The organism is Janthinobacterium sp. UMAB-56, from assembly GCF_900095265.1.
Taxonomy (GTDB): domain Bacteria; phylum Pseudomonadota; class Gammaproteobacteria; order Burkholderiales; family Burkholderiaceae_D; genus Janthinobacterium.
Genome location: NZ_LT607657.1, coordinates 197,444 through 220,612, shown reverse-complemented (window position 1 = coordinate 220,612; position 23,169 = coordinate 197,444). Strand labels below are relative to the sequence as shown.

23 protein-coding genes are annotated in these 23,169 nt (G+C 63.4%); 8 read left to right on the top strand and 15 right to left on the bottom strand.

What is annotated here, in order from left to right; genetic code table 11:
* Positions 1–19: 19 nt before the first annotated feature.
* The 9 genes from K0F85_RS15145 to K0F85_RS15105 all read right to left on the bottom strand — a co-directional run bounded on the left by K0F85_RS15145 (position 20) and on the right by K0F85_RS15105 (position 7,993).
* Complete coding sequence (locus K0F85_RS15145) at positions 20–1,510, bottom strand: hypothetical protein (RefSeq protein WP_219116806.1); 1,491 nt, start codon at positions 1,508–1,510, stop codon at positions 20–22.
* Positions 1,511–1,613: 103 nt separating this feature from the next.
* Complete coding sequence (locus K0F85_RS15140) at positions 1,614–2,960, bottom strand: DUF3422 family protein (protein WP_219116805.1); 1,347 nt, start codon at positions 2,958–2,960, stop codon at positions 1,614–1,616.
* A 122-nt stretch (positions 2,961–3,082) separates the two neighbouring features.
* Positions 3,083–4,291, bottom strand: coding sequence for a multidrug effflux MFS transporter (locus tag K0F85_RS15135; protein WP_219116804.1), 1,209 nt, complete (start codon positions 4,289–4,291; stop codon positions 3,083–3,085).
* Positions 4,288–4,950 carry a CerR family C-terminal domain-containing protein gene (locus tag K0F85_RS15130; protein ID WP_219116803.1) on the bottom strand — a complete coding sequence of 221 codons (663 nt, stop codon included), beginning with the start codon at positions 4,948–4,950 and terminating at the stop codon, positions 4,288–4,290. The genes K0F85_RS15135 and K0F85_RS15130 overlap by 4 nt, the downstream gene beginning before the upstream one ends.
* Positions 4,951–5,074: 124 nt before the next feature.
* Positions 5,075–5,539, bottom strand: a complete 465-nt coding sequence (locus tag K0F85_RS15125) for a copper chaperone PCu(A)C (protein WP_219116802.1) — start codon at positions 5,537–5,539, stop codon at positions 5,075–5,077.
* Between the two features lie 18 nt (positions 5,540–5,557).
* On the bottom strand, positions 5,558–6,154 hold the full coding sequence (locus K0F85_RS15120; protein WP_257572798.1) for an SCO family protein: 597 nt from the start codon (positions 6,152–6,154) through the stop codon (positions 5,558–5,560).
* 61 nt (positions 6,155–6,215) lie between these two features.
* Entirely contained in the window at positions 6,216–6,599 is a 384-nt protein-coding gene (locus tag K0F85_RS15115) for a DUF2946 domain-containing protein (RefSeq protein ID WP_219116801.1), read from the bottom strand.
* 36 nt (positions 6,600–6,635) lie between these two features.
* On the bottom strand, positions 6,636–7,229 hold the full coding sequence (locus tag K0F85_RS15110; protein ID WP_219116800.1) for a helix-turn-helix domain-containing protein: 594 nt from the start codon (positions 7,227–7,229) through the stop codon (positions 6,636–6,638).
* A 62-nt stretch (positions 7,230–7,291) separates the two neighbouring features.
* A complete protein-coding gene (locus tag K0F85_RS15105) occupies positions 7,292–7,993 on the bottom strand; it encodes a Crp/Fnr family transcriptional regulator (protein WP_219116799.1) in 702 nt (233 codons plus the stop codon).
* A 125-nt stretch (positions 7,994–8,118) separates the two neighbouring features.
* On the opposite strand from K0F85_RS15105, the gene K0F85_RS15100 reads away from it, so the two are divergent.
* A complete protein-coding gene (locus K0F85_RS15100) occupies positions 8,119–9,753 on the top strand; it encodes an acyl-CoA synthetase (RefSeq protein WP_219116798.1) in 1,635 nt (544 codons plus the stop codon).
* A 24-nt stretch (positions 9,754–9,777) separates the two neighbouring features.
* Here the strand turns inward: K0F85_RS15100 and K0F85_RS15095 are convergent, their stop codons facing one another.
* The 3 genes from K0F85_RS15095 to K0F85_RS15085 all read right to left on the bottom strand — a co-directional run bounded on the left by K0F85_RS15095 (position 9,778) and on the right by K0F85_RS15085 (position 13,158).
* On the bottom strand, positions 9,778–11,193 hold the full coding sequence (locus K0F85_RS15095) for an MFS transporter (RefSeq protein WP_219116797.1): 1,416 nt from the start codon (positions 11,191–11,193) through the stop codon (positions 9,778–9,780).
* Positions 11,194–11,270: 77 nt separating this feature from the next.
* A complete protein-coding gene (locus K0F85_RS15090; RefSeq protein WP_219116796.1) occupies positions 11,271–11,987 on the bottom strand; it encodes a hypothetical protein in 717 nt (238 codons plus the stop codon).
* 70 nt (positions 11,988–12,057) lie between these two features.
* Entirely contained in the window at positions 12,058–13,158 is a 1,101-nt protein-coding gene (locus K0F85_RS15085) for a branched-chain amino acid aminotransferase (protein WP_219116795.1), read from the bottom strand.
* 195 nt (positions 13,159–13,353) lie between these two features.
* Here K0F85_RS15085 and K0F85_RS15080 point away from each other — a divergent pair, with 195 nt between their 5' ends.
* The 4 genes from K0F85_RS15080 (at position 13,354) to K0F85_RS15065 (ending at position 17,126) form a co-directional block, all read left to right on the top strand.
* Positions 13,354–15,873, top strand: coding sequence for a sulfite reductase flavoprotein subunit alpha (locus K0F85_RS15080; RefSeq protein WP_219116794.1), 2,520 nt, complete (start codon positions 13,354–13,356; stop codon positions 15,871–15,873).
* Positions 15,874–16,010: 137 nt separating this feature from the next.
* Complete coding sequence (locus K0F85_RS15075) at positions 16,011–16,196, top strand: hypothetical protein (protein WP_219116793.1); 186 nt, start codon at positions 16,011–16,013, stop codon at positions 16,194–16,196.
* A 159-nt stretch (positions 16,197–16,355) separates the two neighbouring features.
* A complete protein-coding gene (locus tag K0F85_RS15070) occupies positions 16,356–16,511 on the top strand; it encodes a hypothetical protein (protein WP_219116792.1) in 156 nt (51 codons plus the stop codon).
* 216 nt (positions 16,512–16,727) lie between these two features.
* Entirely contained in the window at positions 16,728–17,126 is a 399-nt protein-coding gene (locus K0F85_RS15065) for a bacteriohemerythrin (RefSeq protein ID WP_219116791.1), read from the top strand.
* 3 nt (positions 17,127–17,129) lie between these two features.
* Here K0F85_RS15065 and K0F85_RS15060 read toward each other — a convergent pair whose 3' ends face one another.
* A complete protein-coding gene (locus tag K0F85_RS15060) occupies positions 17,130–17,960 on the bottom strand; it encodes a hypothetical protein (protein ID WP_219116790.1) in 831 nt (276 codons plus the stop codon).
* 311 nt (positions 17,961–18,271) lie between these two features.
* Between K0F85_RS15060 and K0F85_RS15055 the strand changes: the two genes are divergently transcribed.
* Positions 18,272–20,506, top strand: a complete 2,235-nt coding sequence (locus K0F85_RS15055; protein ID WP_219116789.1) for a TonB-dependent siderophore receptor — start codon at positions 18,272–18,274, stop codon at positions 20,504–20,506.
* Here the strand turns inward: K0F85_RS15055 and K0F85_RS15050 are convergent.
* Positions 20,478–21,251 carry a nucleotidyltransferase domain-containing protein gene (locus tag K0F85_RS15050; protein ID WP_219116788.1) on the bottom strand — a complete coding sequence of 258 codons (774 nt, stop codon included), beginning with the start codon at positions 21,249–21,251 and terminating at the stop codon, positions 20,478–20,480. The genes K0F85_RS15055 and K0F85_RS15050 overlap by 29 nt on opposite strands.
* 94 nt (positions 21,252–21,345) lie before the next feature.
* Between K0F85_RS15050 and K0F85_RS15045 the strand changes: the two genes are divergently transcribed.
* Positions 21,346–21,912, top strand: coding sequence for a methylated-DNA--[protein]-cysteine S-methyltransferase (locus K0F85_RS15045; RefSeq protein WP_219116787.1), 567 nt, complete (start codon positions 21,346–21,348; stop codon positions 21,910–21,912).
* 59 nt (positions 21,913–21,971) lie between these two features.
* The gene (locus K0F85_RS15040; RefSeq protein ID WP_219116786.1) at positions 21,972–22,346 is read left to right on the top strand and encodes a DUF1294 domain-containing protein; all 375 of its coding nucleotides are present in this window, start codon (positions 21,972–21,974) and stop codon (positions 22,344–22,346) included.
* 2 nt (positions 22,347–22,348) lie between these two features.
* On the opposite strand, the gene K0F85_RS15035 is transcribed toward K0F85_RS15040, so the two are convergent.
* A complete protein-coding gene (locus K0F85_RS15035; protein ID WP_219116785.1) occupies positions 22,349–23,068 on the bottom strand; it encodes a hypothetical protein in 720 nt (239 codons plus the stop codon).
* Between the last annotated feature and the right edge of the window lie 101 nt (positions 23,069–23,169).

Sequence of the window (23,169 nt, the reverse complement as noted above, 5' to 3'; positions counted from 1 at the left end):
TTTTCTAGCTCGTGGAAGACTAAAATTCGCGCAAGCGGTCGAACAAGTCCAGCAAGGCCGCCTCGTCGACGAGTGCCGCCCCCTGCCCGCCCAGTTGCCCGCGCAATTGGGCCAGCAGTTCCGCCAGCACCGTGTAGATTTCCTCGCGCTCGACCGTCTCGATGATGCTTGTCCGCCGCTCGATCTTGTTGAATGCATCGACATAGGCGATGACCATCGCTTCCAGCGCGGCGGCCGCCGCCGTCGCCGCCATGGAGGCATCGATGCTGCGCGTCACGGCCAGCATGTGCTTGTAGGCCAGCGCCGCCTTTTTCGCATACGCGGGGGAAATATGCTCGCGGCCATCCCAGTCGCGGAAGGGGTTGAGCAGGTTTTCCGCCAGCCATTCCGGCTTGCGCGCCTTGGTCACCGACAAATCCAGTCCCAGCGCCGCCGCTTTCTTGTAGCCGGCCTTGATGGACTTGGCCGCGTCGGCGGGCAAGCTGGTCAGCCACAGGGCCGACAGCTGCGGCAGTTGTGTGGCCGATGGAAACTCCTCCGCCGTGTAACCAAACAGGTCATAGGCGGAAAACATTTGCAGCTGGGTCAGCTGCGCAAGGCTAGGCATCTGCGACGCCAACCCCGGCTTGCCCCAGATGCGCAAGGCCGTCAGTTGGGGAAAGCGCTGTGCCACTTGCGCCAGATCAACTTCTTTCATGCTAACCAGCGACAGGCCACCCAGCCGGTCGAGACCGTGGAATGACGGCAGCTTGTGCTTGCACTGCAGTGTCAGATGGCGGCCTTGCGCGCCATCCTTGATGCGCAGCGCCGGCGATGGCGCGCTGCGCAGCGCGAGAAGGCCCAAGCCTTGGTTCAAGACCAGGCTGCTGACGCCATCGGGCTGCAGGATCAGCCGTTCCAGGCCGCTGCCGCTGAAATCGAGCGCAGGCACCGTCGATGATTGCCAATCCAGCTCATTGATGAAGGGATTGCCTTGGATAAACTCCATCAATGCCTGCGTGCCGTCGGCAGTCTCGATGGACATCAGGCAAGGCAGTTGCTCCAGCTCGGACAGGTCGCCCAGCGCCTGCAAGACGCTGTCATTGATTTTCGTTGCGTCCTGGCGGAAGACGTGGCCGCCGAGCGTCACTTCACGCTCGCGCGACGCGGCCTTGAACTGCTGGCGCCGCAACGGATCGATGCGCTCCCAGTTCCGCTGGCGCAGCACGCTGTCGCCCACGTTCCAGCCACTGCGGTAGCTGTTGACTTCCACATCCACCAGCGGCGCGATATTGCCAACCAGGATATGGCCAGGCGGCACGTTTGCCGTGGCGTAGCAGTGATCGTGGCGCTTGTTCCAGAAGAAATAGTCGCACACGAGCGGCCGCATGGCTTGCACGGCCGCTGCATCAGGCAAGGCGTCGCCGGTCCAGTCCAGCTCCAGCACGGCAGCTACCGGCCTGGACGAGGACGCATCCTTGATGCGGGTGACCTGGCAAGCCACGTACTGCTGCAGCTCGGACGAAAACACACAATAAACATCTCCAACATTCGCTAGCACGCAACTTCCTCTCAGAAGACCTGACGGTCGAATGTTGAAACATAGCAAATTTTCAGCGGCCCTGCCGTCCCGCTCAGTCCGCGTGCAGCTTGTGATGCATGCGGCGCAGCCCCAGCCACACGCCGGCCGCCACGAAGGGCACCAGCGCGCCGACGAGGATTTCCGGGTTCACGGGCAGGCCCAGCACCTTGGCCGCCTTGCCCGTGTAGCTGAACAGGCCGATCACGTAATACGAAATGGCGGCCACCGACAAGCCTTCCACCGCTTGCTGCAGCCGCAGTTGCTGCGCCGCGCGCGCGTTCATCGATTGCAGGATTTGCCGGTTTTGCAATTCCTGCACGATGCCCACGCGCGTGCGCAGCAAATCATTCGTGTTGGCGATGCGCTGCGCCATCGCTTCCTGGCGGCTGGCCATCGCTGCGCAGGTGTTCATGGCGGGCGTCAAGCGACGGTCCATGAATTCCTCGACCGTGGGTATGCCTTCGATGCGCACTTCGCGCAACTCGTCGATGCGTGCCTTGACCAGGCCCATGTAGGCTTTCGACGCCGAAAAACGGTAGCTATTGTCGAGTGACAGCTTTTCGATGCGGGCGGCCAGGCGCGTGATGCGGTCGAGCAAGGCTTGCTCGGCAACGCCCTCGTCCGCCTTGGCCAGGCCTGGCGCGTCATCCGTATCGACCATGGCGGCAGCCAGGGTCGCCAGTTCGTTCTCGATGGCGTTCAAGGATGGCGCCGCCTGCATGGCGTAGGGCAAGCCCAAAAGCGCCATCATGCGATAGGTTTCGATTTCCAGCACGCGCTGCACCAAACGGCCCGACTGCTGCGAGCGCATGCCGGCATCGCGGATGACGAAACGGCTGAAGCCGTCGGACTGGATGGTGAAATCCGTCCACAATTCGCCGCCCTGCAATACCTTGCTGCCGGCCAGGGTGTTGCCCTCGAACACGCGCGACAAGCCGTGCATGAAGATCTCGGCCGGTTCAGTCGCCTGCTCCAGCACCACGTGGGCGGCCACCATCAGCTTACCCTTCAAGCCCACCAGCCACTGCTGCGGCAACTGTTCCAGGGGCATGCGCTCGAACGCCTGTTCCAGGGGCAAGGCCTGCACTGGATGCTCGGCAAAGGTAAACGTGGCAAATTCCGTATGGCATTCCCATTTCAGGCGGAAGCGGCCAAAGTCGTAATAAAAATACTTGGCTTCTGCGGCCGGTGGCGTGACGCCGAAATGCGTGCACAGGGCTGCCAAAGTAGCGTGCTGAGCCGCCATAGTCGACGCGCCGGGCGCCGCGCTGTCATCCTTGTAGACGGCCAGGTGGGTGATCAGCTCGGGGGCATCGAGCTGCAAGAAAGGCCGCGAGTGGATTTCCGCAGCCAGCGGCACGCGCAAGGCGTGGTTCAAACTGGAGTTAATCAAGTGCATGATAGCCAAAGGTAAAGTTGCAAAACTGCTTAGACCCGTGCGCGTGCCGTGGCGCCCGCAGCAAGGGTCTGATTGTCACAGTGTAACAAAGCAGAAAGCATGCCATCCCTTCCCGGGGCGAATCATATTATTTTAACAAGCTCGTTTGCGCCCTCTGCCGCGCCCTGGCGGCTGCCCAGCCACCAAAATGCGGCGGCCAGCGCCACAGCCGAGGCCTGCCCCAGCGCCAATTTGAAAGCGCTGTCGAACAGCAAGGGTGCGACAAAACCGGATACCAGCGCAAACACCAGCATTTGCACGAAGTTTTGCAGGGAAGCGGCCAGGCCCCGCATCTGCGGGAAAATGTCGAGCGTGGACATGGTCATGCCCGGCAAGGCCAGCGACATGCCGAAGGCATACAGCATCACGGGCACGACGGCGAACGGGATGCTGGCAGCGAACCAGTGGTTGTAAGCAATATTGATCGCCCCCGTGGCCGCCATGGCCAGCAAACCCCAGCGCACCAGCACGGTGCTTTTCACCGCATGCGCCAGCTTGCCCGACAGCGCCGAGCCGCTCACCAGGCCGGCCACCATGGGGATGAACATCCAGCCGAAGGCCGTTTCCGGCAGGCGCAGCAATTCCAAAATGAAATGCGGGGCCGAGGCGATGTAGAGGGCGAAGCCGCCAAAGGCGAAGGCTACGGCCAGCGAACGCAGCAGGAATGCCCGGTGCCGCAACGCCAGCCAGTAATTGCGCGCGATGCTGGCTGGGTGAAAAGGTTGGCGTTGCTCGACAGCTAAACTCTCCGGCAAGCCTTTCAGGCAAGCCAGCAACAGCAGCACGGTGACGCAAAACGTGAAGACAAACGTCGATTGCCAGCCATAGGCCACGTGCAGCCAGCCGCCGATGATGGGCGCGATGGCCGGGGCGATGCCGAACACCATCATGATATTGGCCAGCATCTTTTGCGCGGCTGCGCCGGACAGGCTGTCGCGCACGATGGCCTGGCCGATCACCCTGCCCGCCCCCGCCGAGGCGCCCTGCATGCCGCGGAAGAACAGCAGCCAGCCAAAGCTGGGCGCAAACGCGGCGCCGATGGAGCCAACGGCAAAGATCAGCAGCGAGGCGAGGATCACGGGACGGCGGCCAAACGAGTCGGACAAGGTGCCGTAAAACAAGGTCATGAAGGCGTAGGCGGCCAGGTAGACGCTCAGGGTTTGCTGCACCAGCACGCTGCTGACGTCGAAATGCGCGCCGATCGCGGGAAACGATGGCAAGAAGGTATCGGTGGCGAACGGCCCAAGCATGGCCAGCCCGGCCAGCACCAGGGTCAGCTTACGGGCCTTCATGCATCCGCCTGTACAGCGTATTGACGGCGCATGCCGTCGAGGGCCGCCAGCGAGAATGCGGCGACATGCTGGGCGATACCGGCGATACCCGCCTCGTCATAGGTCATTTCCGGCACCACCAGTGCATGCACGATACGCGAACGGGCATAAAACACGGCTTGGCCAATCACGCTGAACACGCATTTCTGTACCACGTCCGCCGGCATGGCCGGCCCCACCACGCCACGGATCAAAGCCGTGAACAGGGCGTGCTGCGGGCGCACATTGCGTTCGGCCAGCTTGTGGATAGCCGCCGTCGGCTCGATCAATTCGCGCGCCACCAGACGGCTGAACAGCGATGCCGACCCCGGGCGCAGCATGTCGGACACCAGCGCCTCTATGGCCAGACGCAACTGTTCCACGGGTGGCAGTTGCGCCTGCGCACTGGCGGCGGCCACCTCGGCGGCCGAGGCGCGGGCCAGCTCACGCGCGTAGTCAAAAGCGGCCAGATGCAGCTCTTCCTTGCTATGAAAATAGTAATTGACCATCGCCACGTTGACGTGAGCCGCTACACATATCCGGCGCACCGAGGTGCCCTTGTAGCCCTCGTCGGCAAACAGCTCGGCCGCCATTTGCAGGATACGCGCGCGCGCCGGTTCGCTTTCTTGTTCTTCCCTCATGCCATTCCCAGTATTCAAACAGTTGTTTAATATTGTTCGACATTGTATCAAACAGCCGTTTAACTTTCAAATGGGCGCAAAAAAAACCCGGCGCACCGTGCTTCACAGCGGCATTGCGGCAGACTTAGTGTTTCATCGCCGGCATCGAGCTCGCGCCCAGCGGACGGGCCACGGCATTGACTTCGATGGTTTCGCGGCGCTTGTCCTCGCCTTCGACGACCAGGGTCAGCGGAATCTTGTCGCCCGCCTTCACCTGCCCTTTCAGTTCCAGCAGCATCACGTGGTAGCCGCCCGGCTTCAGCTCGACTGCTTTGCCGGCTGGCAAGGCAATTTCCTTGACCTGGCGCATGCGCATCATATTGTCCGCCATGCTCATTTCATGGATTTCCGCCACGCCCGCCACGGGCGAGCGCACTTCCAGCAGGCGCATGGCTTTCGGCGCCGTGATCTGCATGAAGGCGCCCGTGGCCTTTTGCTGCGGCACGGTGGCGCGCACCCACGGGTCGCTGATCTGCACGGAAGTCTGGGCAGCGGCGGAGAAGGACAGCACGGTCAACGCCGTGGCCAGCAGGGTTTTCAAATGGGTCATGATCATTCCTCGGTAGGGTTATAAGGTGTATTTCGATTTCATCAGGGTCTTGATGTCTTGCACGCACTCATCGCCCGTCAACTGGTGTTTCAAACCCAGGCGCATGCGTCCCTCGGTATCGAGCACATAGCTGATGGCCGTGTGATCCATGGTGTACGAACTGCCGCTCGGCACGCGGCGGTAAAAGACCTTGTAGTTGAAGGCGGTCTGCGCCGTTGCCTGCGGGTCCGTGCGCAAGCCCAGGAAACTGGGATCGAAGGCGCGCATATACTCGCCCAGCAAGGCGGGCGTATCGCGCTCGGGGTCGATGCTGATGAAGATCACTTGCAGTTTATCCCCGTCGGCACCCAGTTTCTGGCGGATTTCCAGCGCGCGCGACAGGGCAGTCGGGCACACATCCGGGCATTGCGTAAAGCCAAAGAAGACCATCACATACTTGCCCTTGAAGTCGGCCAGGGTGTAGACCTTGCCGTCAGGACCGCTCAACTTGAAGTCGGGCTTGTAATCGCCTCCCGTCAAGTCCAGGCCGTTGTAATGGGGTTTCGGTGCTTGTTCGCAAGCGGCAAGCGTGAGCAATCCCGCCGTGCCGGCGAGAAGGAAAAGGCGACGTTTCATGGCATTCTGGCCCGATGGGCGTAGTGGATACAGTTAAGACGTGGAAGCGTGACTGGTGTGTTCAGGCGGCCAAAGGGGGGCCGCGCGGGCTGGCGCCCAGCCAGGCAAACGTTGTTCGCGGCGCCTGGTAAAACTGGGGCGGATAGTCATCGTGGCCCGTGACGACGAGCAGCGACGATGACGACGGCGGCAAGCCCACATTGCCCGCGTGACCCATGCAGAACGGGCAATGCTCGATGTGGTGCAGCACGGTATCGGTGGTCGATTTGGCGGCTGGCGCCAGGTACGCTTGCGTGTAGACGGCGCCGCTGGCCGAGCAGATCTCGACGGTGGCATTGTTCGCGTTCGCGTGCAGCGAGGCAAACGCATACGACAGGGACGGCGACAGCGCATTGAGCAGTATCGCCAGACAGGCGAACCACAGATGCCACTGTTTGCGCTTCAATATATATCCCATGGCAATGATTATAACGGAGTCTGCCTATCCGGGCGCCTGTCCGCGCAGGAACAGGCTGGGACGCACGCCCGCCACATCCACGCAGGCATCGCAGAACGCGGGGATCGAGGCAAAGCCGGAGCCGGCCGCCACTTGCGCCAGGTCGCGCTCGCCGTGCTCTCCCTCGGCACCCGCTTGCGCCGCCGTGTGCAGCGCATGCGCCAGGCGCTGTTCACGCACCAGACTCAATAAGGCTTCGCCCTCGGAAAACAAACGTGCCCTGGCTTTGTGTGGCGTCACTTGCCACAGGGTGGCCAGGCGCGCCGCCGTCCATTTGGCCTGCGGCGTATCAAAGATGTGCTGCGCCAACGCCTGGCTCCAGCGCTTGCCGCCGCCGTGGCCGCCCTCCGGCTCATCGCCTTCCAGCGCCAGGGTGAACACGGCAGGCTTGCCCCGTCCCGGCATCACATCGCAGGCAAAGCGCAAAAAGGCAGGTACGACGAAACTGTCGCCGCTGCCCAGCTTCTTGGTGGTGATTTCATTATGCAGGGTGACAAAACCCTGGCGCACGGTGACGCGTAGCCTGAGCGGAAAGCGCAAGCCCAGCAAGTGCAAGGGATGATCGGAAACGAGGGCCATGCGTCAGGTCTATGTGGTGAACGAGGCGCCAGCATGCCACACATCGCGCAAGCAGTCTGTCATCACAGCGACGCCACGCCATAACGACGCAAGCCGTCCAGGTCGACGACGCGGATGGATTGGTAGGCAATGCTGATCAGTTTTAATTCGGCCAGACGGCCCAGGGCCAGGTTCACGCGCTGGCGCGAAATGCCGGTCAGCAAGCCAATTTCTTCCTGCGACAGCTCAAGCACGCTGGAAGTGCGCGGATATAACATGGGGTGGAACAACTGCGCGATGGCTTGCGCCACTTGTGCGTCGACGGCCAGCAGGCGCTGGTTCTGGATGGTGGCAATGAACTGGCCCATGCGTTCGTTCAACTGACGGATGACGAAGGCGTTGAAGGAGAGGCTCTCGGCCAGCAGCAGATGAAACAGATCCACCGGCGCGAGGATGATGTCCGCAGCGCGCACCGCCACCACGTCGTAGCGGCGCAGTTCCCGCTTGAGCACGCTCCCCTCGCCGCACCAGCCGCCGGCCGGCACGCCGGAAAACGTGGCGCCGCGCCCATCGGCGTTGTAGACGGCCAGCTTGATCAAGCCCGTGTGCACGCCTATCCAGTGCGCCGACGGTTCGCCGCGCCGCGTGATGAAGGCGCCCGCCTCGTAATGCCGCAGCACGCTGCCGGCGCGCAACAAGGCCTGATGCCGGGTATCGAGGGCCGTGAACCAGTCGTGGCTATCGAGTTCAGGCACGGCAGGGACTACACTATCATTGCTATCCATTCCATCCTTCAGTTGTCACTAAGATGACAGTGATTTTCCAGCGCCGGTGCTATGCTGGCCGGCATCAATCCCGAAACAGGGAGCTACAGAATGCCAGTACCGATATTATTTACCAGGAGACAAGCATGACAGCTGATTTCAACACCGGCCTCGGCAAAAACAGCGCCAACTACGCCGCCCTCACCCCGCTCGACTATATCGCCAGGGCAGCCGCAGTATATGGCAATCGCCTGGCAATTGCACATGGCGCCATGCGCCAGACGTGGCAAGAAACCTATGCGCGCACGCGCCGGCTGGCTTCCGGCTTGATCAAGCTGGGCGTGGGCACGGGCGATACCGTCGCCGTGATGTTGCCGAACACCCCCGCCATGGTAGAAGCGAGCTTTGGCGTTCCCATGGCCGGCGCCGTCCTCAACGCCCTGAATATCCGCCTCGACCTGGCCTCCCTGACTTTCATGTTGCGCCATGGCCAGGCGAAAGTCTTGCTGGCCGACACGGAATTTGCCGACCTGGCGCGCCAGATGGCGGCGCAGATTCCCGGTTTGCGCGTGATCCAGGTGAATGACGTGCTGGGACCGGACGTCGATGCTTTTTCCGACCTCGACTACGAAAGCTTGCTGGCCAGCGGCGACCCCGATTACGACTGGCAGCCGCCAGCGGACGAGTGGGATGCCATCGCCCTCAACTACACGTCCGGCACCACGGGCGACCCGAAAGGCGTGGTCTACCACCACCGCGGCGCCGCCCTCAATGCCCTGTCGAACATCCTGGAATGGGACATGCCCAAGCATGCCGTGTATTTGTGGACATTACCGATGTTCCACTGCAACGGCTGGTGCTTCCCGTGGACCATCGCCGCGCGCGCCGGCGTCAACGTGTGCCTGCGCAAGTTCGAGCCCAAGCTCGCGTTCGACCTGATGCGCGACTTGCGCATCACCCATTATTGCGCGGCGCCCATCGTGCACGCGGCCCTGGCCAACGCGCCCGCCAACTGGCGCGATGGCATCAGCTGGACCGTGCGCGGCATGGTCGCTGGCGCACCGCCGCCTGCCGCCATGGTGGCGAAGATCGAAGCCATGGGTTTCGATTTGATCCACTCGTATGGCTTGACGGAAGTGTATGGCCCGGCCGCCATCTGCGCCGAACAGGATGACTGGGCGGCCCTGTCGCAGGAAGAGCGGGCCGTGTTGAAATCGCGCCAGGGGGTGCGCTACCACTTGCAAAGCGCCGTCGCCGTGATCGACCCGGAAACCATGCAGCCGGTGGCGGCCGACGGCGAACAGATAGGCGAGATCATGTTCCGTGGCAACATCTGCATGAAGGGTTATCTGAAGAATGAAAGGGCGACGCAGGAAGCGTTTGCCGGTGGCTGGTTCCACACGGGCGACCTCGGCGTCATGTATCCGGACGGCTATATCAAGCTGAAGGACCGCAGCAAGGACATCATCATTTCCGGCGGGGAAAACATCTCCAGCGTAGAAGTGGAAGATGCCCTATACCATCACCCGCAAGTGCTGGCCGCCGCCGTCATCGCCCAGCCCGATGAAAAATGGGGCGAAACGCCGTGCGCCTTCGTGGAACTGCGCGAAGGGGCCACCGTGACGGCGGAAGAGCTGATGGCTTTCTGCAAGAACAACCTGGCCGGCTTCAAGGTGCCGAAAGCGATCTATTTCGGCCCCCTGCCCCGCACCTCGACAGGCAAGATCCAGAAGTTCGAATTGCGCAAGCGCATGCAGTCGGACAAGGCCATCGACGTCTGAGCATGGTGCTGACGTTGTGATGGATCAGTCGCGCTTGCCAGTCAACCACGCCGGCTGCGCCACTACCAGGCGCGACAAGCTGGCGATGCTGGCCACGGCGGCGAACCCTGCCGCAAGGCACAGCGCATAGGTCGTGCCTTGGCTGGCGGACACCGTAAAACAATACGCGACCAGCGCGGCGCCCGTGGCCTGGCCGATCAGGCGCGAAGTGGCCACCACGCCGCTGGCGCCACCGGCACGCTCGGGTGGCGCGCTGCCCATGATGGCTTTCAAATTGGGCGCCTGGAAAAAGCCGAAACCGATGCCGCACAAGGCCATGCGCCAGCCGATATCGAAGGCACTCGGGTGGGCCGGTATCCAGATCAAGGTCAGCAAGCCGCCGGCCAGCGCCGCCAGGCCGATGCCGCCCAGCACGGCCGGGGAATGACGGTCGCTCAAACGCCCGGCCACGGGTGCCATCACGGCCACCAGCACGGCCCACGGCGTCATCAAAAAACCCGTCTCGACGGGCGAACGGCCCAGCGTCATTTCAAAATAGAAGGGCAGCGAGACGAAGGCCAGGCCTTGCGCGGCAAACGTGCAAATGGCCGTCAGCGAGGACAGCAAAAACAGGGGGCGGCGAAACAGGTCGATGGGCAGCATGGGCGCCGCGTGCCCCGCCTGGCGGCGTAGCAGCAAGACAAAGAACACGGCCACGGCCAGCAGTTCCGGCAGCAGGGTCGACCAGGATGCATGATGGGCCGCGTCGCCGAACAGCAAGATGAGCAAGCCGAAGGCGCCCACGTTATACAGCGCCGTGCGCGCATCAAGCGTGTGCCCCGACAGCCTGGTGGCCGGCAGCATCCGGCTGGCGAGGAAAAAGCCGATCACGCCCAGCGGCACATTGATGGCGAACAGCCATGGCCACGAGGCCGTCGCCAGGATCAGCGACGCCGCCGTGGGGCCGATGGCGAACGCCACGGCCACGACCAGCGCATTGTTGCCGAAGGCCCGTCCCAGCAAGTGTTTGGGGTACAGGGCGCGCAGCAGCGCCGTATTGACGCTCATCATGGCGCTGGCGCCGACGCCTTGGAACAAGCGCGCCACGACCAGCGACGGCAGGGACCAGGCCAGCGCACAGGCGAGCGATGCCAGAGTAAATAAAAACATGCCGGAGATAAATACCCGCCGGTAGCCGGCGATTTCACCGAGGGCGGAAAATGGCAGCAAGGTCGCTACCATGGCTAGCTGGTACACATTGACGATCCAGACGGAGGCGGCCGGCGTCGTGCGCAGCTCGCTGGCGATGGCCGGCAAGGCCGTGTTGGCGATCGCCGTATCGAGCGAGGCCATGCCCACGCCGATGGCCAGCGCCAGCATGGCCCATAAACGGGCGCCGGGCGGCAAGCCGTCCTCGCCCACCATGACGGGTTGCGTTTGCCGCTGCATAAACTGCTGCATAAAATCACTACCTGTTCATCTTGCTGATCCGGGCAATACACTAGCATGTATGATGGAAACCTGCAGGACAGGCAGGCTTACTTCTGGCAGTCGATAACTTTAAACGCTTTCGAATAACAGATGCGCAACTCGCCCGAGTGCTTTTCATAGCCGAGCCAGCGGCCCTTCAGCTGCGGGTTGTGCTGCTTCATCCACTGGAACAGCTCGTTCTTTGGCATGGTGCTGTCCGGCAATTTCAGGGCCTGGAACAGTTCGCGTTCCTTCTCGAAATACTGCCTGGCCGTGTCGAAATCGCAGGCGCCATGCTTTTCCCATTCGCCCTGCAGCAAGGCTTCACCCGGCTGCATGCACATATAGGGCAGGATGTCCGACGCTGCCAGTTTCGGTAAATTGCCCTTGCAATAGCGCGGGTGCAAGTCCGTCTTGCGCGGCGGCGTCACGGAAATGTCGTCGCAGCTGGCCGGGTTATTCGACTGCGCCCACAGGCCATGCACGATCCAGCCAAAGTGATTACTCTCGGCGCACTGGAAGGCGGCCTTTTTCGACACTTCGCCACGGCGGCGCTGGCTGTCGCAGAAACCTGGCGACCACGACAGCGCCAGCATGAAGTAATCGGTGGGCACGTTGGTGCTTTGCTTGTAGCAAGTGTTTTTCTCGTCCGACGGCTTGACGTCGTAATCGACGTAGCTGACATTGCGGGGAATGGCGCACGTGGCGTCGGCTGCATGGACGGCGCCGGCCGACAGGCTGAGGAAAACGGCGCACAGCGCCGGCAAAACAGTTCGCAATTGCATCGGGTTTCCCTTTCAAGATATAAAAACGCCGGCAACACGGTGCCGGCGATGTATCAGTCAGACAAGCTGATTAGCAGACCTTGTGCATCCAGTGATGGGTATCCGGTGCCGTACCATGCTGCAAGCCCAGCAGGGCTTCGCGCAGGGCCAGGGTAACGGCGCCATTTTCATTGTTGTTGATGGTCATTTCAAAGCCGTTGGCCTTGGCCACGCCCACCGGGGTGATGACGGCGGCCGTGCCGCAGGCGAACACTTCGGTCATGCGGCCCGAGGCGATGTCATCACGCCATTGCTGGACGGACAACTTACGCTCTTGCGTCGCATAGCCGAGATCTTTCGCCATTTCCAGCAGGCTGCGGCGGGTAATGCCTGGCAACAAGGTGCCGGTCAGTTCAGGCGTCACGACGGTGACTTTCTCGCCCTCTTTATAGACGAAGAACAAATTCATGCCGCCCATTTCCTCGATGAATTCACGGTGCACGGCATCGAGCCACACGACCTGGTCGCAGCCCTTTTCCTGCGCTTGCGACTGGGCCATCAGGCTGGCCGCGTAGTTGCCTGCGCACTTGGCTTCACCGGTGCCGCCCGGCGCGGCGCGCACGTAGTCTTCGCTGATCCACACGGTGACGGGCTTCACGCCTTTCGGGAAGTAGGCGCCGGCTGGCGAGGCGAACAGCACGAACAGGTATTCTTCCGACGGACGCACGCCCAGGTAGGGATCGGTGGCGATCATCAGCGGACGCATGTACAGGCTCTCGCCCGTGTTCTTCGGCACCCAGTTGCGGTCTTGCGCAATCAGTGCGTCGCCCGCTTCCAGGAACAGTTCGACGGGGATGGCCGGCATGGCCAGGCGCGCGGCGCTGCGGTTGAAGCGCTCGGCATTTTGTTCTGGACGGAAAGTCTTGATGCTGCCATCGGGCTGGGCAAACGCTTTATAGCCTTCGAAGATGGCCTGGCCGTAGTGCAGGGATGAAGCGGACGGGTCCAGCATCAAAGGGCCGTAAGCCTTCAGTTCCCCCTGCTGCCACTTGCCGTCGCGGTAAGGAATCACCACCATGTGGTCGGTGAAGATGCGGCCAAAGGCGGGATTGACCATGCGCGCGGCGCGCTCGGCGTCGGACAAGGGGTGGGCGGACGGAGTGACGACGAGATTCGGTGTGGAAGTGGTCATGGCAGCAATGGGAACTAGTGAAGAGTATTCCTATTGTAGCGCCTCTGCCGGCCAATCAGGCAAACGCGGATGGCCCCCGCCTCACGAAAACTCGCACCATCATTTGCGAATGATTCTCGTTTGCGTTAATATGTCAGCCTTCCTTCTTCCCTGCCATGCCTGACACCCAGCGTGGCAGCGCCATCGAAAGCCGCCATGACGACCTCCACCCTTCCACCAGCCCAGCTGCGCGCCAGCGCGGATGCTGCGCCAGACACGCGCCAGCTTGCCCCCGCTCTGCCACAAAGGCGCTGGCACTGGACCTGGAAGCAGGTCTGGTTTCAACTGCACTGGTTCATCGGCATCACGGCGGGCACGGTGCTGGTGATCATCGGCCTGAGCGGCGCCACCCTGGCCTTCAAGGAGGAATTGCTCGATCTCATGAACCCCGGCGTACGGCAGGTGTCCGTGGAAACGCGCGCGCCGCTGACACCGGCCCAACTGAGCAATATTGCCGCAGCCGAACACGGCCAGCGCGTGGCGTCCATCACCGTGCAGGCGCAGGCGGGCGCGGCGCCCCGTTTATTCTTCGCGCCGAAGAATGGCCAGCGGCGCGGCGAGTCCATTTATATGCACCCGTATACGGGCGCGACCCAGCCGGCGCTGGCGGGGGCGGATTTTTTTGAATGGACGGAGTCTTTGCACCGCTGGCTGTTGCTGCCGCGCGATCCGGGCAGGCAAGTGGCAGGCGCGCTGGCCCTGTGCCTGCTGGGCCTGGCATTGTCGGGCCTGTATCTGCGCTGGCCCCGCCGCCCGCTGGACTGGCGCACCTGGCTGCGCTTTGATCCGGCCCTGAAAGGCCGTTCTTTTTTGTGGAATCTGCATGCCGTGGCCGGCACCTGGTGCCTGGTGGTCTACGTGGCGCTGACCCTGACGGGGATTTACTGGAGCTATGACGTGGTACGCGACCATATCGACGCCTGGGCGGGCAAGCCGCCAAGGATGGCGCAGGCGCAGCGTCAGCCAGGCCAGGCCAAGGAGAAGGCGCCCGCCGTCGACCTCAGCCTGGCCTGGAGCAGCTTCCAGCAACACGCTCCCGGCTGGACTCTGGCAACGGTGCGCCTGCCCGCGCGCCCTGGCGAAGCCGTGCAATTCACCTGGCTGGCCAGCGACGCGCCGCACGAGCGGGCGCGCAGCCGCATGGGCATTGCGCCGGCCGACGGCACGGTCACGGAAAACGCACCATACAGCCGGCAAGCGCTGGGCACGCGCCTCGTCAACATCATTTATCCGCTGCATATGGGCACGTATTTTGGCTTGCCCGGTCGCATCATCGTCACTCTGGCCAGCCTGGGCCTGCCCCTGTTCGCCATCACGGGCTGGATGCTGTACCTGGGCCGCCGCAAGGCAAAGCGGGCCGTGCAGGCGCAGCGCGCCATGCTGGGCGCCGGCGCGCCGGGCCAGCACAATCTCGGCTTGCCGACCCTGGTGGCCTACGCCAGCCAGTCGGGACAGGCCGAGCGCCTGGCCCTGGAAAGTGCGCGCGCCCTGCAACAGGCGGGCGTGGCCGTCGACGTGCAGTCGCTGGACCGCTTTGATCCCGCCCGATTGCGCCAGTACGAACGTGCCCTGATCGTCGCCAGCACCTTTGGCGAAGGCGAGGCGCCGGATGGCACGCGCCGCTTCGCGCGCCTGCTGCAAACAACAGCGGGCATGCCGCTGGCCGGCCTGGAATTCGGCATGCTGGCCCTGGGCGACCGCCATTACAGCGCCTACTGCGGCTTTGGCCATGCGCTGGGGCAACAACTACAAGCGCTGGGCGCCACACCCTTGTTCCCCCTGATCGAGGTGGACAAGCATGACCCCGCCGCCCTGGCTGCCTGGTCGCAAGCGCTGGCCCGCTGCAGCGGCAGCGCCATCGACGCCATCGGCGTACAGGAAGAAGCATCGTACCAGGAGTGGCGTCTGACGCGGCGCGTACTGCTGAACCCGGGCAGCCTGGGCGGCGAACTGCATGAAATCACCTTGACGGGCCCGGCCGGCGCCACCTGGGAAGCGGGCGCGCTGGCCGAAATCATCGGGTGCAATGCAGATGGCAGCGAGGGCGATGCAGGCAAGGCCCGGCACGCGCCGCGCAGCTATTCGCTCGCATCGCTGCCCGCCGATGGCGAACTGCAATTGCTGGTGCGCCAGGAACGCCATGCGGGCGACGCGAACCAGGGCCATGGCATCTGTTCCGGCTGGCTCACGCGCTTCGCGCCGCTGGGCTCCGGCATACGTGTGCGCCTGCAAGCCAATCCCGCCTTTGCCCCCGCCCTGGTGAACGTGCCTTGCATTTATATCGGCAACGGTTCCGGCCTGGCCGGCCTGCGTGCCCACCTGCGCGCGCGCCAGCGGGCGGGATTGGCGCGCAACTGGCTGCTGTTCGGCGAGCGACAGCAAGCTTTTGACAGCGTCTGCGGAGCAGAGTTGCAAGGCTGGCTCGATGCTGGCCACCTGGCGCGCCTGGACCGCGTCTTTTCGCGCGATGGTACAACACGGCAGTACGTGCAGGACCGCCTGCGCGCCAGCGCCGGCGAGCTGCGCGACTGGCTGGCGCAAGGCGCCATCGTCTACGTGTGCGGCAGCCTGCAAGGCATGGCGGCAGGCATCGACGCGGTACTACAGGAAGTGCTGGGCCAGGAAGGCCTCGACGCGCTGCTGGCGGCCGGACGCTACCGCCGCGACGTATATTGATCTGTCCCAGTCCGCCCCAGCCGCCGCACGGCTATGTGGGCGGACGCACAGTCAACGCCAGCCATCGGACTAGAGTAGGGACATCGCGGCAGGATGTGACATACCCGCCGCCCCACCCACTGTCTGCGAGGCTAACCATGAAAAACCCCTGGATGAGCATGTACCTGAGCGCCGCCAACCGCATCGCCAACACGGCGCGCGGCCACGCCACGGCCGCCGTCAAGCGCGAAGCGGCAAAAAATACGCGGCAGTTGACGCAAGTGTGGTTCGATTCCTTGCTGCCGCCAACAGGCAAGCCACGGCGCAGCCGCAAGGCAAAATAAGACCCTGGCAACAGGCGCACTGGCTCACTGGTGCAGTGCATCACAGCAATTAGTTGAAGTTACGATCAGATGAACTAAACTGCAAGCATGGTGGTACAAAAGGAAGTGACCGGCAGGCGCCGTATCCCCGCGCCGCCACCGGCTCATCAGGAGACGACCATGTTGACGCTCAAAGTGCTGGCCTGCCTTGCCCTGTCGGCCTTGCTGCTCGCCCCCCTCGTGCTGAGGGATACGATGCAGACGTCGGCCGGGCAGCTACTGCAGGTGCCGAATGTCGATGCGCAAGCCATGTGGAGCCATTGGCCGAAGCAATAATACGCGTGGCTGAGAAAACGCCATTGATGGCATGCACCGTCAAACGCCGCGTTATTGCGGGCGGGAAAGTTGGTCCGTGCGCCATTTGTTTTTGCCTTGCTTTCCTCTCCCCCTCTTCACCACACTTTTGATCCAGATCATGGATTTCCCTCTTCGCTACGTCCAAACTGGAACAGTCCGCTTCGCATCGTGACGGACTTAACGGGGAGCATCTGCATGGGTAAATCGCATTGGAAAGAGGAAATGGCGCTGGGTGTTCCCGCCATCGACGAGGCGCATGAGGCGCTGTTTCAGGAGCTGGCGCGGCTGGGACAGTTGAGCGACCAGCATTTCAGCGTGGCGTTTCGCGAGCTGATTGCGGCCGTCGAACGCGATTTCCGCGAAGAAGAGGATTTGATGGAGCAAATCGCCTTTCCCTCGCTGGCCAACCACCGCGAACAGCATGCGCGCGTGCTCAGCGGCTTGCACCATGCCTGGGCCGCCGTCGATGAAGGCGACCTGGAACAGGGGCGCCATGCGCTGTCGCTGTTGCCGCAATGGCTGATTTTCCACCAGGCCACCATGGACCTGGCCCTGGCGGCGGCGCTGGAGCTGGTGCAGCGCCAACCGAACTAGCCGCTACAGCAGCAGCACCGTGGCCTGCTCGGGCAAAACCACGCGGTAGTGCCCAGGGTATTTGTCTTCGCCGTCAAAAATCTTGCAAAACACGGGCTGGTTGATGTCGTTGACGGCCGCCTCGTCCATGGGCAAGGTGGCGATCAGTTGCTCGCCATCCATCAAATGCAAGGCGCTGCCCCGCTCGGTAGCGCAAAAGGCCAGCGATTGCACGTCGTTGGCGAACGGCCGCTTGTACCACGGCGTGATGGCCCGCACGGCGCGCCGCGCATCGCGCAAGACTTGCCCCACGCGCGTGACGTTCCAGGCATCGCGCGCCACAGACGGCTGGAGCACGATACTGGCCGTCAGTTCGCCCCTGCCCTTGTTCACCAGGAAGCTGCCATCTTGCGCGGCAATGTCCTCGTTGAGCGGCACGACAAACACGCCACCGTCGGACACCTTGATCGGCACGGGGGCGCCATTGCCTTGCAAGGCCACGCGCACGTCATCGATGGTGGCGCTCAGCTTGGCCGGAATCAGGCGCAGGGCCATGACCACGCTGCCGCTCGACACTTGCCACACTTTCCTGGCCGTCAGATAACTTTCTCGGTAGGCCGTGAAGCGCACGTGTGGCGCCTTGGCGTCGCTGCTGGCGGTAATCCTCACCGTTTGCGATGGCAAGGCGTCCTCCGCAGGCATGGCAGGCGCTGCGGGCGGCGGCACGGCATGGTCGGCGGGCGGCACGCTGGCGCTCTGCAGCGGCGCGGGAACAGCCGGCGGCGGCGCGTGTTCCTGGGCCTGGCCCAGCGATACGACACACAACCATCCGGCACAAGCGATCCATGTACGCATGCATTTCTTTCAATGAGGAAAATATTTTATCAGCCCCTGCATTATCGCAGAAGGTCAGCCTGTACGCCGCGTCGGGCCTGCTGCACTCTTTTGGTGCGCGCACTTGATTAATTGGCAAACATCACTTATATTGATAATGATTCCTATTCACAAAAATGACAGGCATCATGCACGACCTTTCCACTGCCCTGCGCGGGTGGAACTGCTATCCGAGCCAGATCCCGGGCCAGCGTCACGCCATCCCCCCAGCTACTGCGCCACTCGCCAGAAGAGATAGGAATACACACGACTAAAAATACTCCAGGAAAATAATGCAATCGACCACCCTCTTCTCTACTTCGCGCCTGCCCGCCTTGCGCCTACTCCCCCGTTTATTACACGTCACTCTGCTCAGCCTTGCCGCCGGGGTAGCCTTGCCGGCACAGGCCGCCGACGCCGCTGCGGCCGACGTCACCATGCCGGCCGTCACCGTGACAGGCCAGGCGATAGCCACCACGGAAGGCACGCAATCGTACACGGCAGGCGAAACGCGCAGCGCCACACGCATGGACCTGTCGCTGCGTGAAACGCCGCAATCGGTCAGCGTCATCACGCGCCAGTTGCTCGACGACCTGGGCGCCGTGCGCCTGGACCAGGCGCTGGCCCAGACGACGGGCATCCAGGTGGGCCAGAACGACACCGAGCGCACGCGGTTTTATGCGCGCGGCTTTGGCATCAACAATCTCCAGATCGACGGCATGGCGCGCGGCGGCAATGCGCCATTGCAAGACACGATACTGTACGACCGCATCGAGGTCGTACGCGGCGCCACCGGCCTGATGGGCGGCACGGGTGACCCCTCGGCCACCATCAACATGATACGCAAGCGTCCCGCGAAAACTTTCCAGGCCAGCGCAGGCCTGATCATGGGCCGCTGGGATGACCAGCGCTTCGAGGCCGACCTCTCCACGCCGCTGAACGCGGAGGGCAGCGTGCGCGCACGCACGGCCCTGGCTTGGCAAAAACGCGATTCCTATCTGGACATGTATCACGAGCGCAAGACAGTCGGCATGGTCATCCTTGAGGCGGACTTGCGCCCCGGCACCCTGCTGACGGCCGGCGTCGACTTCCAGGACAACACGCCGACAGGCGCCACCTGGGGCGCCGTACCCTACTGGAATGCGGATGGCAGCCTGGCGAACTTGCCACGCAACACCAGCCTCACGACGCCATGGAGCACCTGGGCCAACAAGCAGCACACGATATTCACCTCGCTGGACCAACGCCTGCCCGGCAACTGGAACATGCACCTGGGCTATGCGCGCACGGAAAGCACGAACCGCACCACCGTCGCCTACGCGGGCGCGGGCTACCCGGACCCGTCCACGGGCGCCGGCATGCGCCTGTGGACGGGCGCCTGGGGCGCGGGCAAGAGCACGGGCGACAACTTTGACGTCTACGCCAGCGGCCCGTTCACCTTGCTGGGGCGCCAGCACACGGCCATCGTCGGCTGGAACGGCGGCAACCAGAGCGCCCGCTCGCTGGGCGGCAAAGCGGAAATCAACTACCCGAACGTCGTCCCCGATTACCGCAGCTGGACAGGCAACATTCCCCGCCCCGTGTTCCACCCGGATGGCTCGCATACGCAAACCGTCACGCGCCTGGCAGGCGGCTACGTGGCCACGCGATTGAGCCTGGCCGACCCGCTGCACGTGATCGTCGGCGCGCGCAGCAGTACTTACCGCACGGACACACGCAGCTACGATATGCGTGGCGCGTACACGGGCAGCGGCGACTTGGTGGAAACGCGCAATGAAGTCACGCCGTATGTGGGCGCCGTGTTCGATATCAACAAGCATTATTCGGCCTACGCCAGCTTCACGCAGCTGTTCAACCCGCAATCGAGCAAGGACCGCAACAACCAGTTCCTGGCGCCGGAAACGGGCGACAATGCGGAACTGGGCGTCAAGGGCGAATTTTATGACGGCAAGCTGAACGCCTCGGCCGCCCTGTTCCATACGAAAAAAAAGAACATGGCCGAACTGGACCGCACGGTACCGCCCGGCTTTTTGCTGCCCGACGGCGGCCAGGCCATGGTGGCCAATGGCGCCGGCGTGACGGCCAAGGGCGTCGAGTTCGACCTTTCCGGCCAGCTATCGCCCGGCTGGGAAGCGAGCGGCGGATATACCTATCTGCACGCGGCCGAGGCCGATGGCCGCCGCGCCGCCACCACGCAGCCGCGCCATTTGCTGCGCCTGGCCACCAGCTACCGCTTCGACGGCCGCCTGGCAGGGCTGAAAGCGGGCGCCAGCATGACGGCGCAAAACGCCACCTACAGCGAATCGTGGTACGGCCGCCCGCCATCGGGCGAGATGACGAATATCCCGCAAGCGGGCTATGCACTGGTCAACGCCATGGCCAGCTATGCCATCAACGGCCACGCCAGCGTGCAGCTGAACGTGAATAACTTGCTCGATAAAAAGTACTACCGCACCATAGGCTTCTACGACAGCGTGTTCTGGGGCGAACCGCGCAGCGTCAGCCTGGCCGTGCGCACGACGTTTTAAACGCGCCAGTGGGCCGGCGCCGGCAGGGTAAATCCTTCCAGCAAGGGGCCGCCCACGGGCGCCAGCACGGCGGCAGCGACCTGCTCGAAGGCGCGCTGGCCGGCCGGAAGTCGCTGGCGACCAGCCGCAGTGCAGCATCGAGTTGCCCGGCAACATAGGCGTCGACGGCCTGCAGGCGGCGGAACAGATGCTTGCCCTCGCCGCTCCATTCGCCCGCCGCACGCAAGTGCAGGTCGGCCAGCGCTGGATACAGCTGGCAGGCGACGGCCAGCGCCTCGCCAGGGTGGCGGCTGTCGAGCAGGTCTTCCAGCGCGGTGGTGATGGCGTAGCGACGGCGCTGCAGGTTGTCCACCTCGAGCACGGGTGGCCCTCGCCCGTCGATGGCTTGCGCCAGCGCCAGCAGCTGCGCGTGCTGCTGTCCTGGTGCGGCGATGTTTTCGCCTTCCAGCACCATCCTCGCCAGCGGCGCCGTGCCGCCGGGCGCATCGACCTCCTTGCAAAAGTAGGTGAACGTGGCCACGTCGTGGCCGAACAGTTCCACCGTGCGCCCTTCGGCCACGATGGTCGAGCGCCAGGCGCAATCGACGTGGTCGAACAGCAGCAGCAAATCGATATCGGAACTGGGCGTCTGCCGGCCCGTGGCGAAGGAGCCGCCGATGATGGCCACCACGGCCGTGGGATAGTGTTCCAGCACCAGGCGCTCGGCAATGGCGCGGATGGCGTCGTAGCTTGGAATCGTCGTCAAGGCAAATTCTCCGTCGCGAAAAAGGCAATCTTACACGCGACAGGCGCGCTGCCGCCAGCCTGCTACACTGGCGCTCTCGGATCAAGGAAGAAACATGGAATACGACTGCATCGTGGTGCCCTCGCCCGTGGGAGAGCTGACCCTGGTGGCGCGTGGCGCGGCCCTGGCCGCGATCCTGTGGGAAAACGACAAGCCCAACCGCGTGCGCCTGGGCGCGATGCGCGTCGATGACGGTTGCGCCGTGCTGCAGGACGCGGCGCGCCAGTTGCGCGAGTATTTTGCCGGCACGCGCCAGCAATTCGACGTGCCGCTCGATTTTGCCGGCACGCCATTCCAGCAAGAAGTGTGGCGCGCGCTACTGACGATACCGTATGGCCAGACGCGCAGCTATGGCGAGATCGCGCGCCAGATCGGCCGCCCCGCCGCCGTGCGCGCCGTGGGCGCCGCCAACGGCAAGAATCCCATTTCCATCATCGCCCCCTGCCACAGGGTCATCGGCGCCACGGGCGAGTTGACGGGCTTTGCGGGCGGCCTGCAGGCCAAAGAAACCCTGTTGGCGCTGGAAGGCATCGCCTTGTCCAGCGACCGCGAAGCGCTGAAGACGGGCCACGCCCGCCGCCGCGCCGTGCACATCGATACGGCGCAAGGCTGTTTGTTTTAGGCAGCAACATCGTTCATCGTGTGGGATACTCACGCCCTCCGCTCACGCCAACACATCCTATGCCCTACCTTGTCATCGCCTTCTTTGTCGTTTTGTATTTACTGGCCACATTCTTTTTCCACATCCCTGCCTTGATCGCCCTCGCGTATGGCGTGCTGAGCCTGAGCTGCTTCCTTGCCTATGCGATCGACAAGTCGGCCGCAAAACAGGGACGCTGGCGCACCTCGGAACGCACCCTGCTGTTGCTGGGACTGCTATGCGGCTGGCCGGGCGCCGTGCTGGCGCAGCAATGGCTGCGCCACAAGTCCAGCAAGCGTTCGTTCCGCATCGTGTTCTGGATCACGGTCGCCATCAATATCGCCGCTTTCGTGTATTTCAGCATGCATTACGCGGCGCCCGACATCGGCACCGAGGTCGCACCCATCGAGCTGTAAGCTTACTCGCCCAGCAGGCGCAGCGACTCCAGCCAGTCCGCCTTCCACTCGCGCAGCAAGGGCTGCGTGGCGAAGGCCTTTTTCAGGTGCGCCATCGGCACGCGGTGCACATCGTGCAAGCCGAACGCCAACGTCACCGGATGCCACAGGTGGCTGTTCTTGCCGCCCCTCGAATTCTTGCGCACGCGCGCCCCATCGTCGCCAAAGATGCCCACGCCGCTGGCCAGCCCCTGGTCCAGATCGACCTTGCCCACGCCGGCAAAGGCGATCAAAATCTGCTCGCGCCCCAGCCCCTTCAGGGCGCTGGGCAAGACCACCGGCGCCTTTTCTGCTTCCGCTTCGGCCGGCTGCGGGTGCTGCAACTCCTTGAGCAGGCGCAACAGATCGCGCTCCTGGAAATGCAAGCCATCCAACGGCACGCGCAGTCCCGGCGCCTTCAGTTCGATAGCGATGTTGCCTGAGTCGCGCGTAAAACGCAGCCAGACATCCCCGGCGCCCGACGCCAGGTGCTGCTTGTCGCCGATGAACACGACGGGCGCCGCATAGCGCGTCACGCCATCATGGAACAGCTCGCTCCACGCCGCGCTGTAATCGAGCCAGACGTATGGCAAGCCGCCCTCCTCCAGCAGACGCGCCAGGGTCCACGGCGTGCCCGTCTGTTGCGTCAGCCAGGCACAGGCGTCAAAGGCGGTGGCGCGATATGGCAGGGAGTTGGAAGTCATGGTGGTCCGTCGATAAAAGGGGAATGCAGTGTAGCAGACGGCGCCCCCACCCCTTCGTCAGGCGCTGCGCGATGTGCCAGGCTGAAAGCTTCAAAAAGTAA